This is a genomic window from Coprococcus sp. AF16-22 (assembly GCF_003461545.1).
In the GTDB taxonomy this organism is placed as follows: domain Bacteria; phylum Bacillota; class Clostridia; order Lachnospirales; family Lachnospiraceae; genus Coprococcus; species Coprococcus aceti.
Genome location: NZ_QTXH01000004.1, coordinates 178998 through 194580, shown reverse-complemented (window position 1 = coordinate 194580; position 15583 = coordinate 178998). Strand labels below are relative to the sequence as shown.

Annotated in this window: 8 protein-coding genes; 1 reads left to right on the top strand and 7 read right to left on the bottom strand. The window is 44.1% G+C overall.

Annotated features, from left to right (window positions below):
• Nucleotides 1-14 precede the first annotated feature (14 nt).
• Nucleotides 15-1280 (bottom strand): 3-isopropylmalate dehydratase large subunit, encoded by a 1266-nt coding sequence (gene leuC, locus DWW60_RS06890; protein ID WP_117874747.1) that lies wholly within the window; start codon nt 1278-1280, stop codon nt 15-17.
• Between the two features lie 118 nt (nt 1281-1398).
• On the opposite strand from leuC, the gene DWW60_RS06885 reads away from it, so the two are divergent.
• A complete protein-coding gene (locus tag DWW60_RS06885; protein WP_117874745.1) occupies nt 1399-2496 on the top strand; it encodes a LysR family transcriptional regulator in 1098 nt (365 codons plus the stop codon).
• Here the strand turns inward: DWW60_RS06885 and DWW60_RS06880 are convergent.
• The 6 genes from DWW60_RS06880 to DWW60_RS06855 form a co-directional block, all read right to left on the bottom strand.
• Nucleotides 2474-5041 (bottom strand): YfhO family protein, encoded by a 2568-nt coding sequence (locus DWW60_RS06880; protein WP_243002933.1) that lies wholly within the window; start codon nt 5039-5041, stop codon nt 2474-2476. The genes DWW60_RS06885 and DWW60_RS06880 overlap by 23 nt on opposite strands.
• An 82-nt stretch (nt 5042-5123) precedes the next feature.
• Nucleotides 5124-7814 (bottom strand): YfhO family protein, encoded by a 2691-nt coding sequence (locus DWW60_RS06875; RefSeq protein ID WP_158547568.1) that lies wholly within the window; start codon nt 7812-7814, stop codon nt 5124-5126.
• A gap of 10 nt (nt 7815-7824) precedes the next feature.
• Nucleotides 7825-9489, bottom strand: coding sequence for a DUF6541 family protein (locus DWW60_RS06870; protein WP_117548765.1), 1665 nt, complete (start codon nt 9487-9489; stop codon nt 7825-7827).
• 208 nt (nt 9490-9697) lie between these two features.
• Nucleotides 9698-13450: a phosphoribosylformylglycinamidine synthase gene (locus tag DWW60_RS06865; protein ID WP_117874743.1), complete on the bottom strand. Its 3753-nt coding sequence runs from the start codon at nt 13448-13450 to the stop codon at nt 9698-9700.
• Between the two features lie 168 nt (nt 13451-13618).
• Nucleotides 13619-14557: a M14 family metallopeptidase gene (locus DWW60_RS06860; protein WP_015533548.1), complete on the bottom strand. Its 939-nt coding sequence runs from the start codon at nt 14555-14557 to the stop codon at nt 13619-13621.
• Nucleotides 14550-15488, bottom strand: a complete 939-nt coding sequence (locus tag DWW60_RS06855; protein WP_022216686.1) for a M14 family metallopeptidase — start codon at nt 15486-15488, stop codon at nt 14550-14552. The genes DWW60_RS06860 and DWW60_RS06855 overlap by 8 nt, the downstream gene beginning before the upstream one ends.
• Nucleotides 15489-15583 lie beyond the last annotated feature (95 nt).

Sequence of the window (15583 nt, the reverse complement as noted above, 5' to 3'; positions counted from 1 at the left end):
CTCCTTTATCTCTTTTATAATCCAAGTTCGTCAGGGCTGCTGATCTTACCTGTGATGGCTGAAGCTGCTGCTACAGCAGGGCTGGCAAGATATACCTCTGAGTCTACATGACCCATACGTCCTACGAAGTTACGATTGGTTGTTGATACAGCTCTCTCTCCTGCTGCCATAACGCCCATATGTCCTCCAAGACATGGTCCGCATGTAGGAGTTGAAACCACTGCTCCGGCCTTGACAAATATAGTCATGAGGCCTTCCTCAATACACTGAAGGTAGATATCCTGTGTTCCAGGGATGACGATAACTCTGACACCGTCAGCAACCTTTCTTCCCTTGATGATATCCGCCGCAATTCTCATATCTGATATACGTCCATTTGTACATGAACCGATGACTACCTGATCGATCTTGATATCTCCGACCTCATCGATAGTCTTTGTATTCTCTGGGAGATGAGGGAAAGAAACTGTCGGCTTAAGCTGTGACAGGTCGATGGTGTACTCTGCATCGTATACAGCGTCCTCGTCTGCCTCATACTTTGTATATGACTTTGTGCTGTGCTCCTTCATGTACTCCTCTGTAAGCTCATCGACAGGGAAGATACCATTCTTGGCACCTGCCTCGATGGCCATGTTCGCAATTGTAAATCTATCGTCCATTGTGAGGTTCTTGATTCCCTCTCCAACAAACTCCATAGACTTATAAAGCGCACCGTCAACACCGATCATACCGATGATGTGAAGGATGACGTCCTTACCACTGATCCACTTTGCCTTCTCTCCAACGATGTTGAACTTGATGGCTGATGGAACCTTGAACCAGGCCTTGCCTGTCACCATTCCTGCTGCCATATCTGTACTTCCGACACCTGTTGAGAATGCACCGAGTGCTCCGTATGTACATGTATGTGAGTCTGCTCCGATACATGTCTCACCAGCCACGATAAGTCCTTTCTCCGGAAGGAGCGCATGCTCGATACCCATTGCTCCGACATCGAAATAGTTCTCGATCTCATTTGCCGCTGAGAACTGTCTTACACACTTACAGTGCTCTGCACTCTTGATATCCTTGTTAGGTGTGAAGTGATCCATGACAAGTGCTATCTTCTTCTTGTCAAATACTTCCTTCTTGTTGAACTTCTCCATCTCGTGAATTGCGACCGGAGTTGTTACGTCATTTCCTAATACTAAATCCAAATCTGCCTCGATAAGCTGTCCTGCTTCAACTGATGGCAGTCCTGCATGAGCAGCTAAAATCTTCTGAGTCATGGTCATACCCATATTTATAGTCCTCCTATCATTTGTTTCTAAATACAAATTCTTACTCTTGATAATATCACTCATCTAGGTATAATTACAATATATAAAAAGAATAGTTATTATAACCTGGAGGAATATCATGATAAGTAATCTGAACAATTACGTTATTTTTCATACAGTTGCCAAAGCCGGCAACATCAGCAAGGCCGCAAATCAGCTCTACATCAGTCAGCCCGCGATAAGCAAGGCTATTTCCAAACTTGAAGAAGAACTCGTCACTGCGCTTTTTAACAGAAGTTCCAGAGGGGTAACTCTGACTGAAGAGGGACAGGTTCTCTATGAATATGTTGAGAGGGCATTTGACTCTCTGAATATGGGTGAGGAAAATCTGAAGAATTACAAGGAGCTTGGAATCGGTCACATAAGAATCGGCGTGAGCACATCCCTGTGCAAGCACATACTCCTGGACTATCTGAAGGACTTCATCAGGGAGAATCCAAACATCAAGTTCAGCATAGACTGCCACTCAACCGTGAACACCATCAAGCTTCTCAGAAACGAAGATATAGATATAGGCCTGATTTGCAACACAGAGCTTCCAAAGGGGATAGTCTACTCTCCTGTCAAGGAGATACATGACGTATTTGTGGCAAGCCCTGAATATCTGGATAATTTCTACGAGCGCGCAAATGGCAGAGATCAATACAGCTTTGCCGATGAGCTTTCAGGCAATATCAAGGGTAACATTATACCGCTGCTAAACTCAGGCTTAGCCTCTGCCACACACGGCGATGCAACAGATCAAGATGCGGATAAAAAAAGCAGAGATAACGGACATTCATCCGGCGTCTCTGCTTCTACCACTATTCATAACTCAAGCAACTCAGGTATGTCCAATATATCAACAGTCAACATCCTTGAAGGCTCCAACCTCATGGTTCTGGAGGAGGCAAATGTAACCCGTACCCACGTGGACGAGTATCTCCGCTCACAGGGCATAAGCTGCAGCCAGGTACTTGAGATCAACAACATGGATCTTCTCATCGACTTCGCCGCCATCGGCATGGGCGTTGCCAGCGTGGTACGTGAATTCGCACATGAACAGCTCTCATCCGGTGTTATAACCGAACTTCCGCTTGACACTCCTATTCCGAGCAGGAGTGTCGGCTTCGCTTACTCAGGAATGAAGAATCAGAGCACGGCTATGAAGAAATTTATGGAGTGGGTAGGGGTGTGATTACATGCTTCTGTTTACTGTCCCACCTCAGCATAAATAGCATGATGCATATTCCAAACAGCGAAACCAGTGCGCCAGCCATAAGCCCAGGTGTTCTGTATGCAATTTCTATATCGTGACTGCCCGCATATATCCGGACACCCATATTGCCTCTACCAAGGCGAATTTTTTCTGCCGGCTCTCCATCCACATATATCTTAAACCCATCATTATATGGATATGCGATATACAGGATACCTGGATTTTTCACATCCACACTTCCATAGAAAGTATTTTTTACAAATCCTGTACACTCAAGCGGACTATCAAGTATCTTCTCTTCTGCTTTCTCAAATTCATCTGCATTGTAATTGTATACCTTTACAAATCGCTCTCCGACACTTCCTGTTTTAGAGCTGGTCGCACCTCCTATAGTTATCCTGACATGTTGTCCTTTCTTTACGAGGCCGACATGTGACAGCTGTTCTGTAACATATGACCCATTCGATACCCTGAGATCTCCGTCCACGATCATCTCCACATAGTGATCGCGGCTATCCTTACTGTAGACATACATATCCATATCAGATTCAGCATCAAACTCATACCGGGTCATCGGCACAAATGCATTTGACGTTCTGTATATGCAATAACCCACTGATTCCTTAAGTGTGTCCTGATTGAGATAAGAAGTACTCCAATCCGATATATCAATCTCTGTAAATACATCTGACGACAGACCACAGCCACTCTTCATAAAATCATTCTGATTTTCAAGAGGTGTCCTGTCTGCTTTCCAGTCTACGATACCATCATCCAACATAAATCCCATCATCTCAGGAGTTTCTGCTTCATACAGATTGTATACGTCATTCTCAGCAACAAGGTTATATCCTGCGTAAGTACCATTCTCCGGACTCAGCACATATCTGACATTGTACATGAGCGCTGTAAGCGGTGTAGTTCCCGAATATATATATTCAACATTGTCAAAGTGGGCAAGTCCCATACTGGAAAACGCTCTGATCGTATTTCCATTTGCCATGGATGAATACCAGTTTGTCTGAGAATATGGCGCATAATTCTCATAAACCATAGCGCTCTTTCTGGTGCCATTTTCTGTATCCAGGGAATTGTATACTGATTCCCACTGATCTAGTCTTACAGCATCTGTCAGAAGACAGTCCTCCGTCTTGCCCGGCATTACATATAATGCATTTCCCATAATCTCAGCTATCCAGCAGCCACAGATAATGCACACAGCCACTCCCGGCTTTATGCTTCCTCTTCTGCAAAGCACGCACAGAATGGCTGCAAATGCCAGCATAAGCATAAATATAACATAGCCAAGCGGGGTACTCATCTCTCTGCTGTCAATAAGACTTGCCACAAATATTACGCCTGCCACCACAGTACTTACAGCAATATACCTCAGTCTCAGCTTACCAAGATTCATGAGAATTCGATATGCTGCAGCAATTAATATAAACGTTAATATAAATGCAAACCTGTTTCCAAGTCCATGTGTGATCGTCATGCCATGGAACACGTAATTGAGCGGAAGATAGTTCAGGGCAAGCACTAACAGGGCCATGGCTATACAGTATTTCACCCTCGTCTTCCAGTCGCACACATCAGACAGAATAAAAATGCAGGCAGCAAATATAACAATACTTCCACAATAACTGTTATTGCTGAACATAGATACACATTCCAGATCCTTCAGCGGATAGAATGAAGATATATACGCTCCAAACTGTCCCCACATCTGTGTTCCTTCAAGCCCCATATCAGTCACCGAAGACGCCGCTCTCATGACCACCAGTCCGGCAGGAACCAGAACCACTCCTGCGAGCAGAGCAGACAGCACCGAGCAGCCGGCAAACGAAAGTCCTCTGCGTAGGAAATCTTTGACATTTTCCCGTTTTTCCAGCAAGAAATATATCACGGCAAACACACATATATAGAATGAGAAATAGAAATTGCATATGATCGACGCTGCCAAAGACAGCGTGTATAACATCCATCCTTTTCCATCTGACAGATGCTCTATGCCAAGTGCCACTATCGGAAGCAGAATAAGCCCATCAAGCCACATAATATTATGTCCATATGCAAGGACATACCCGGACAGTCCATATGCCATACTGCATGCCAGCTCTATGAACGTTGCAACTGTCTGGCTGTACCCATTCTCTGTATTTTTCTTATTGGTATGTCTGAAAAAGTAAAGCGCCGTGACCGGCAGGCAGGCGGATTTTATGATGATAAGCAATACCATGGAAAGTTCCAGCCTGCTCTCTCCCAACATCAGAACGATGATATTGAACGGGCTCAGGCAGTAATACAGTAACTCCTGTACAGCATCGATTCCCATTCCCATCGACCAGATAAAGCTTCCTTTGCTACCTCCCGAAATCCATTCAAATAACATATGAAACATATTCTTATACTGCACATATGCATCATACGTCAGAAAACTTTTATCTCCAAACGGGTATGCTTTCTGCAGGAGCAAAATTACTGTATATACCAGAACTGTAACTAAGAATACAGCAGCATACATAATCCCGCTCTTTTTATGTTTGTTTACTTCTCCTTGCTTTATACCCATATCAATCCCCACTTAATTTATTGCGCTATCTGTTCTATGCAGCCTGTACCTTCTTTTTCCTGCTGCGTCTAAGATTCACCATGTATAAGACAGCTATGAGCCATCCTGCTGCAGATAATATAAGGCCAAGCTTGAATCCATATGTTACATACCTGAATTCTATTGTATGTGTTCCAGCAGTCAGCTCCAGACCCACAAGTGCACCATTTGCCAGTGTTGTTATATCAGTCTTCTTTCCATCAACATACGCTGTAAAGCCTCTGTAATAAGGAATTGATGTATACAATATACCATCCTCATTTGCTGTCACCGTACCCTTTACATATGTAGATGTCACTGTGTCAAGTGAAAGCGTCCTATCCTTAATTGATTCCTTGCATTCCTGCATCCTGTCATCATGATATTCATAGAAATCTATACACGTTACTCCCTTTTTTAGGACTGTGGACAGATTGACTGCCTGTATCTCGACCTTCTGCCCACTCTTCAGCTCACCGAGATCAAGTACATCTTTTGGCGAAGGATAAGCGTCATACTCGTTTATATCTGCTATCACGTTTCCATCTACAGTTACAATATTACACAGCTTATTTGCATCCTCAAGGCTCACATACAGATGCATATCCCTCGGAGCTGTAAACGTATAAATCTGTGAGGCATGGTAATCTTCATCAAGTGACACATTCATGTATGTATAAGCATTTTTATCAGTCTTTCTCTCCAAAGTTACTCCATCCGGCAAGATCTGTCTATCCGGAGCGCTTCCTCTGTATTTCACATCAAAATCAGTCAGTTCATCCGGTGAAACACGGGTGAACACTCCTTCAACTCCCGACACATCTTTCACGAATTCATTCTGCACCTCAAACGGAACTACATCTGACACATTCCAATCTTTTATGCTGCCATCTGTAGAAAAGCCCGCTCCCACAGCATAGTCTGTTGTATACCATGCAATCTCATCGTCTATATCATACACATCGTTCTTCAGATTATATCTTTGCTCCTTTGTATACCCACCATAATATGCATCTGCATCCGATAATACATTTCTTACATTGAACATAAGCGCAGTTACCGGTGTAGTATTTCTGTATGCATATGTAGCGCCGTGATCCTGATATACCATTCCAAGCGCATCAAAAAGCCATGTCACTTTTGTATTTATGATTGAAGAGAATATATTAGTGTCTGAATAGACTGTATTATTTTGTGACAAAATCCAGGATGTCTTTCTATTAAGATCACTGTTGTCCTTTTCATTATATATGGCTCTCCATCCGTCAGTTCCGCCTAGATGCTCCTTGCCCGTAGTATATGCATCCGTATTCACATATACGGCATTGGATATCAGCTCCGCAAAAAGTATTACTATAAAATTCACAATCAGAGAATTTATCTTTATGCTGTTTCTGGCCTGTAATACAAATACCATAAACAAATATATAATAAGCAGGATCGTAACCATATAGCAGACTACATTCTGCACCTCATTATTTTCCAGAAAAACGCCCCCAAAGAAAGCCAAAAATACAACTGCGGTCAGTATCACCTCCCGAACCCCCGGCTTCGTCCAGTTCACAGCACACTCAAAAGCTGAAACAATAAGAAGTATGACAAGAATAAAAGCATATCTGTAAGAATATAGATGTGGATATGTGAACCCATGAAGAACATACAGTGCCCCTGTCAGATTCAGACAGGCAACAAGCAGCGCTATCTCCACCAGTCTCTTAACTCTTGCCCGAAGCTGTATATTCCTGTTAAACACATATACAACCGCAAGGAAAAGCAGAGACAGTCCCATATACATATTCCTTGCATACAGAGTTCTTCCAGCTATATCTATATCATGTCCCCAGAAAAAGCTCTGGAACAAATTTGCAAAATTACCAAACTTGCTAAATGGTATATCTTCTGTGAGTGAACTTGCACCTTCTCTTCCAACTATCGCAAGGAAACACGGCACAAGTACAACACATGCACTGAGTGCAGCCGTTATAGATGTGAGTGCAAACTTCACTCCACGCTTCCAAAACATTTTCCAGCTATCCTTTTTCACATCGATAAACCATATCACAGCTATCATAGCCACAAACCACGAAAAATAGAAGTTGAATACAAATGACATGAAAAGCATCACAAAATAAAGTCTCACATCACCGCCCTCAATAAGTCTCTCAACGCCAAGCATCATAACAGGCACGAGAAGAAGGCATATAAGCCAAATGAGATTATACTGATATGCAAGCATATAATCGCACATGGAATAAGCCATTCCCATCACAACACAGAGTATGTCATTCAGCCATCCGTGCTGCATTTTATTTCTGCTGGTATGCGATAAGAAATAGGTCATAGTAACTCCGCAAAGTCCAACCTGAATACACATACTGACAATCATTCCCAGCTCCATATGTGAACCGCCGAACAAAACTGCTATTAGATTGACAGGACTTGCCAGATAATAAAAGAAATTAGTATAGAAATCATATCCTAGTCCCATGTCCCAACTGAAAAAAATTGATTTTCCCTGTCTTATCCTGCCTGATAATTCCACAAAAAACGCATAATACTGGGTATTAGAATCTCCAAGCAGTATAGTATTCTTTCCAAATGGATAGCAGCTTGTCATCATCATATGTATCACTATACATATGATAGGAATCAGAAATGCCATTCCATACTTAACAATTTTTCTTGACCTGATTTTCTTTTTTTCCATAATTACTCCATCACTCCATATAACTTTGTATTTTTCCTTTTTCGACAGCATGTTGCATTATAAGTATCAATAACATAAGCAAGACCGCTGAAATACTTATTCTCCATGACCAATGCTGAATCTTTGTCCCCTTATATTTTACAACAACTTTACCTGCCTCTGGCGAAACTGATATTTCTACCAATCCATCATTTAGACATTTGCTTACCGTCAGTTTCCGTCCATCAGCCATTATTGCTTCATATCCCTTATAATAATACTTTGGAACTATGCACTCCCCCGCAGTTTTACCCGCATCAAACTCATAGCTTCCGTCTGATCCATAGCGCCCCCGTATGTAAGTATCTTCGCACTTCACCATCCCGCTGCTTTCTGCTCCGACAGATGTTGCAAGATCCCCTTCTTCTGGAAGCCACTCCCAGAACCCTATGCTGTCTGTACTTCCTGCATTATCCGCATAACCTTCCGGATAGTTCACATAGCCACCAAGTTCTATATTCCATACCATATTCAGGCTAAAAATACCGATAAGTATGCTTCCAGCCGCACATAAACATGCATTTCTTCTGTATGATGGCAACAGCTTTATTATATCCACTGACTGAAGTGCAAGACCAAGTGCCACAAAGAATTCTGTGAACATATTCAGTCTCCACGGAAACTGTATACTGACAAATGGAGTTCTGTCGATAAGTTTCCATGGAAAAATCTTTGTCTCGCATACAAGAAGCACCGCCGCTGTCACAAGGCACATCAAAGCCTTTTTATTATATACTTTTTTATATATACTGACAAATACCATAAGTGCCAGTATTCCAATCTCAATGAATGCAACCGAATACTTTCCACTCACTATCGCGAGCAGTGTCTGAGTCTCCTCATGTGTGTAAAATGCCGGTTCATTGCTTACATAGAACCTTCCATCTGCAAATTGTTCAAGTACAGGAAGCCAATAATAACATGTAAGTACTGCACACGCAAGAGCTTCCATACACACAGCCCCAATAAGTCTTCTGCAAGCCGCAATTCTTTTCCATCTCGCACACACCCAGATTATTCCCATTACTACACATAATACAAAGCTTATCGTGTGTGAAAGCATAAGACACGAATATGATACACATAAAAGGCCTTTTCTACTGTGTCCCATCTCAGTCAGGTCGTAAAGAGCAAGAAACGCCAGTGGAATAAATACCATGGCAGCAATTTCGCCAAGTGCAAATCTGGTATATACATCCTCAAGATGATAATGTCCCATTGTGTAAAGCACCATAGTGACAACACCCGCGCAACGGCTTCTGCCAATGCTCCGCCCTGTATAATACGCAGTAAGTCCCGTACATATCATCAGTACATATATATATATCTTCATTGCAATCCCCGGTGATGCCCCCAGAAGTCTGAAGAGAACGGCTGGCAGCAAGAACAAATCAGGGTAAAATATTCCCATACCGTAGCCATACCCTTCCAACATAGTCTGATATATATATACAGGGTATCCCTGCCCTGACTTTAGCGCTTTGAGGATACTCTCCACCCTGAGCATATGAACCTGCTGGTCATCACCGTATGGCAGGCCTGTCTTAAAACAAGGGATCATACATACACCACTTATCAGAAGCACCAGCAGTGCAATTCCCAGAATCTCTATTCTGTTTTTCTTTTTTTCTCTCACGCAGAATCTCCTCCCGGTCGTCAAAGCTCTGCCACATCATCCCCGGCAGTCAGTACGCATAAATATAAAGACAAACGGGGACAGGTATGGAATCTACTCTCACCTGTCCCCGTATTCTCAGTCATCTAAAACTGTTTATGACTCCTGCACATCTGTGCTATTTTTATTGGTATATCACCGGATATAATCCGTGTGACATGATTTCATCTTACTTAAAATACTCCACACCACTCTCAAATATCTTCTGGTTCTGGTCGCCATATACATTCACAGCTACAGCCTGTCCGATACGCTCTGAGTGTCCCATCTTACCGAGTACACGTCCGTCAGGACTTGTAATACCCTCAATTGCGTAGTATGAACCGTTGACATTGTAATACTCGTCCATGGTTGGGTTGCCGTTCATGTCGACATACTGTGTTGCAACCTGTCCATTTGCAAAGAGCTTCTCGCACCATTCCTTGCTTGCAACGAAACGTCCCTCACCGTGTGAGATAGGAATTGTGTATACTCCGCCGAGCTCTGCCTTCTTCAGCCATGGGCTCTTGTTTGTTACAACCTTGGTGTATACCATCTTGGACTGATGACGTCCGATGCTGTTCATTGTCAGTGTAGGTGAATCATCTGTCTGTGGTCTGATCTCGCCGTAAGGCACAAGACCGAGCTTGATGAGTGCCTGGAATCCATTACAGATACCAAGTGCAAGCCCGTCCCTCTCGTTCAGGAGCTTCATAACTTCCTCGGAGATCTTCGCATTACGGAATGCAGTTGCGATGAACTTACCTGATCCGTCTGGCTCATCACCGGCTGAGAATCCGCCTGGGAACATGATGATCTGTGAATCGCCGATTGCCCCCACAAATGCGTCAACAGAATCTCTGATTCCCTGTGCTGTCATATTTCTGAATACTATCGTCTGTACGTCTGCACCAGCTCTCTCAAATGCCTTTGCTGAGTCGTACTCACAGTTTGTACCAGGGAATACAGGTATGAATACCTTTGGCTTTGCAACCTTGTTCCTTGATGTGTAAACTGTCTTGGCATCAAAGAGTCCAGTCTTGATCTCTGTCTGTGGAACATTTGACTCTGTTGGGAATACCTTCTCAAGAGTCTTTGTCCATGCTGCAAGAGCCTCGTCCATAGTGATTGTGACATCCTTGTATGTAAATACAGGCTCCTTTGTAACCTTACCTATCTTCTTGACAGGAATTCCGAGCTGATCAAGATCTGCTGCCTTAACCTCAAGAATGATAGCGCCATAGTTCTTGGCAACAAGATCCTTCTTGCTCACTGTATCCTCAAGCTCAACACCGAGCTTATTTCCAAATGCCATCTTGCTGACAGCCTCTATTATACCGCCAAATCCAACTGCATATGCAGACTGGATCTTGCCCTCCTTGATCTTCTTGTTCAGGAGGTCATACATGTACAGAACATTCTCATATACAGGTATGTCGTTCTCGTCCTTCTCTATATCCATCTCCACAAGAACATTGCCTGCCTTCTTGAGCTCAGGTGTCACAACGTCCATGTAGCTTGCCACGTCAACTGCAAATGATACAAGTGTTGGAGGTACATCTATATCATTGAATGTACCTGACATACTGTCCTTTCCACCGATAGACGGAAGTCCAAGTCCTATCTGAACATCATATGCTCCGAGGAGCGCTGCCAGTGGCTGTCCCCATCTGTATGGGTCTGTTCCAAGTCTCTTGAAATATTCCTGGAATGTAAGTCTGATCTTGCTTACATCTCCACCTGCTGCAGCTATCTTGGCTGCTGATGTAACAACCGCATATACTGAACCATGATATGGGCTCCAGCTTGACAGATATGGGTCAAATCCGTAGCTCATCATGGTAATAGTGTCTGTCTTACCCTTGAGTACAGGCAGCTTTGCGATCATTGTCTGTGTAGGTGTGAGCTGATACTTACCACCGTAAGGCATTGTGACTGTTCCTGCTCCGATAGAGCTGTCGAACATCTCCACAAGTCCTTTCTGTGAGCACACATTCAGATCTGACAGTGTATCGAGCCATGCCTTCTTGACATCCTCAGGCTCCTTAACTGAATCAAAGTAATTGTCTGCCTTGCTTGGAACTTCAACCTTGACCTGTGTCTCCTGATGAGCACCATTTGTGTTGAGGAATGCACGTGAGATGTTCACGATGTCCTTGCCTCTCCACTTAAGGATAAGTCTAGGCTCCTCTGTAACCTTTGCAACTACTACAGCCTCGAGGTTCTCCTCCTCAGCGTATCCGAGCATAGTGTCAACATCCTTAGGATCGACAACTATAGCCATACGCTCCTGGGACTCTGATATTGCAAGCTCTGTACCGTCAAGACCTGCGTACTTCTTTGGCACCTTGTCAAGATCTACCACAAGTCCGTCTGCCAGCTCTCCGATGGCAACTGACACACCGCCGGCACCAAAATCGTTACACTTCTTTATAATAGATGAAACCTCTTCTCTTCTGAAGAGTCTCTGGATCTTTCTCTCTGTAGGTGGGTTACCCTTCTGAACCTCAGCACCACATGTCTCGAGTGAGTGTGATGTGTGAGCCTTGGATGAACCTGTTGCTCCACCACAGCCATCACGGCCTGTACGTCCGCCGAGCAGGATGATTACATCTCCCGGATCAGATGTGAGACGCTTTACAGCACGTCTTGGAGCTGCACCCATAACTGCTCCGATCTCCATTCTCTTTGCAACATAATCTGGATGATATATCTCATTTACAAGGCCTGTTGCAAGACCGATCTGGTTACCATATGAGCTGTAACCATGGGCTGCTGTTGTCACGATCTTACGCTGTGGAAGCTTGCCCTCCATTGTGTCCTTGAGAGACTTTGTAGGATCAGCCGCACCGGTAACTCTCATAGCCTGGTATACGTAACCTCTTCCTGAGAGCGGATCTCTGATAGCACCGCCAAGACATGTAGCAGCACCACCGAATGGCTCGATCTCTGTAGGATGGTTGTGTGTCTCGTTCTTGAAGAATACGAGCCACTCTTCCTCTACTCCGTCCACAACTACAGGAACAACTATAGAACAAGCATTGATCTCGTCTGACACTTCCATATCATCGAGCTTGCCTGCTGCCTTGAGCTGTTTCATACCCATAAGGGCTATATCCATGAGACATACAAACTTGTCATCTCTGTCCTTGTACATCTCCTTCATCTCTGCTCTGTATGCGTCAAATGTCTTCTCAAGAAGATCCTTGTAATCTCCATCGTCGAACTCTACATCTGTGAGCTCTGTTGAGAATGTTGTATGACGGCAGTGGTCTGACCAGTATGTATCGAGAACTCTGATCTCGGTCATGGATGGATCTCTCTTCTCCTCACTCTTGAAATAGTTCTGGATGTGAAGGAAATCCTTGAATGTCATGGCAAGTCCAAGTGAGTCATAGAGCTCCTTAAGATCTGCCTCTGCCATGTCCTTGAATCCGTCAAATATATGAACATCGGCTGGCTCAGGGAACTCTGTAACCAGAGTCTCAGGAATCTCCATACCGCATATTCTTGAATCAACAGGGTTTACACAGTAGTCCATGACAGCCTTCATCTGCTCGTCTGTCACGTCGCCCGAAAGTACATATGTTGTGGCAGTCTTGATAACAGGCTCCTCATCCTCTGCAAGAAGCTTTACACACTGCTCTGCTGAATCGGCTCTCTGATCGAACTGACCTGGAAGTGCCTCTACTGAGAACACCTTATCTGTGGCAGCAAGCTCAGGCTCACCCTCATAGATCACATCTACAGGCGGCTCAGCAAATACTGTCTCAAGAGCCTTTGCATATGTCTCATCTGATATGTTCTCAATATCATATCTGACAAGCACTCTCACATACTCAGCCTTGATACCCAGATAGTTCTTAATCTCTTCGTGAAGTTCCTTCGCCTTGACCGCATAGTCAGGCTTTTTCTCAACATACACTCTCTTGACCTTACTCATGTCATACCTCCATAGTAAAAGCGTTTTTGTTATTTTAATTCTTTAATAATAGCATTTATCTTGTTTTTTTTGTAGTAGTTTTTATCTTTTTGCCGATTTTCAGCTTATTTAAGCATAAAATTGTATCTTAACCCTGCATTTTCACCAAATATGTCATAACTTTCCATGCTAGTTATGCAGTCTTCGTATCATCTTAAATATCACCGAATTCTGGTATATCATAGGTGAATTCTGACAGTAGAATATGATTCCGTCCGTCGGTGCGTATATGTCCGTCGTATTCTCGCCCGTCATCGGATTGATGATATTTGCAATTATGTCGCCTCGTACAACCTCGTCTCCCGGCTGGACAAGCTTCTTGAAGAAGCCGGCGGCATGCTCGGACCTTATGCTGAGCAGATCCTCCTCGTCCATGATGGTGGAAATGTATCCCGCATGGCAGTTGTATCTTATAACGCCCATACGTGTCAGGAATCTGAGCACTGAGGACACCGCCTGATTGGCACTCTCACCATTGATGGTGTCGGTAACTCCCGAATATACCGAGAAAGCCTCCGTGCCGCGCATCTGCCAGTTGTAGTTGAGCGTTGCCTTATCATATGATCTAGGCTCCGCTGTCAATACATACGGCATACCGAACTGGCTGGCAAGGCTGTTGCTCTGCTTGCCTGTCTCTATCATCCTGACGTGCGGGATAAACTCACCATCCATATAGAAGCTCGCAAACTGTATTCCGTATGCGTAGCCGGTGACCTTCTCCATCACCGCCGCTGCAATACGGCTTGTCGCCTGACCTTCAGGATTGCCTGGGAATGATCTGTTTATATCTGAATTGTCTGTTATCCAGTATTTCTTGCCCACATTGAACGAGCTGTAATTGATTGATGGTATCAGAAGTATCTTCTTGCCCGACACTATGGCGCCCCTCGCCTCCAGCTCCCCAAGCTTCTTTGCCAGAAGTGAGCTTATGTAGAGCTGCTGAAATTCATTTCCTCTCATAGCACCAACTATGCATGCAGCCTTGTCTCCGCTGCCATAGGAAAATCCCTGTATCTCGTACTCTCCTCTGTAGGCTGTATTCATGGAATATATGATCTCTTTATTCATGGCCACCTCCGAAAATTCTGGCCACAAGTGACCCCTCTTCTATAACCGGATATTCTCTCAGTGAGAACACAATGCCGCTTCTCGGCGACCTGATGGTCTCCTCCACCGAGCCCGTGAGCACATTTACAATTCTTCCTATGATCTCTCCCTGCTGTATATATTCTGAGTGCTTTGCCACAGGAAGGAAGATTCCGCTGCTCTCAGCATTTACAAATACAACATCCTTGTCTTTTGCAAATTTAGGCTTATGTGCAGTCTCGACTTCGCCTTGCCATATTCCCATCTTCTTCATAAGAGAGAACAGTCCGTCCACTATCTGGTTCGAGTAATCGTAATCTATCTTGAGGGCAACTCCGGACTCCACTACCATACTCTTGACTCCGATCTCGTTGAGGGCATGTGCAAGACTTCCCTCCATGACCGTAGACGACGGATGTATCCATACAACATCCACATTCATGCACGCAACATACGGAGCAAGATCCGATGCCACGTCAGAATTAACCCTGACCTGTGGGATCTCCTTGATGTACACACTGCTGGAATGGACATCAACACAAATGTCCGCCCCCTCTATGTCCTTCATGACCTTTGCCGCTGTATACTCTCCCACAGTTCCGTCCTTTGATCCCGGAAACAGGGTGTTCATGTCTATGTCAAATACAGGCACATCCCTGTACTGAGCCTCAAGTCCCATAGGATTGATAAATGGATATACATCCACGATTCCAGTAAGCTTGTCAAAATCCTTCTTGATCCTTCTGATCAGTTCATAACATATGTACTGTCCGGCAACCTCATCCCCATGTATACCGGACACAATACACAGCCTCTTTTCATTTCCAGTTGGGAAATCCGGAGCCAGATGGTTCTTCTTCACCCTCATGACTTCCCCGATCAGCATGTTAGCTGATACTACAGTTTCTATCATATTTTGTCCACCTTGTATTATTTATTCGTTAGTAATTTTGCAAATTATCCCGGTACATAAAGAAAAGCAGGGTACTTGCCGTATCCTGCTTCTTG

Coding starts and splice junctions, on each gene's coding strand:
- DWW60_RS06880 (WP_243002933.1), bottom strand. CDS start 5,041: ATGTATGCTGCTGTATTCTTAGTTACAGTTCTGGTATATACAGTAATT.
- DWW60_RS06860 (WP_015533548.1), bottom strand. CDS start 14,557: ATGAATAAAGAGATCATATATTCCATGAATACAGCCTACAGAGGAGAG.
- DWW60_RS06885 (WP_117874745.1), top strand. CDS start 1,399: ATGATAAGTAATCTGAACAATTACGTTATTTTTCATACAGTTGCCAAA.
- DWW60_RS06865 (WP_117874743.1), bottom strand. CDS start 13,450: ATGAGTAAGGTCAAGAGAGTGTATGTTGAGAAAAAGCCTGACTATGCG.
- leuC (WP_117874747.1), bottom strand. CDS start 1,280: ATGGGTATGACCATGACTCAGAAGATTTTAGCTGCTCATGCAGGACTG.
- DWW60_RS06855 (WP_022216686.1), bottom strand. CDS start 15,488: ATGATAGAAACTGTAGTATCAGCTAACATGCTGATCGGGGAAGTCATG.
- DWW60_RS06875 (WP_158547568.1), bottom strand. CDS start 7,814: ATGGAAAAAAAGAAAATCAGGTCAAGAAAAATTGTTAAGTATGGAATG.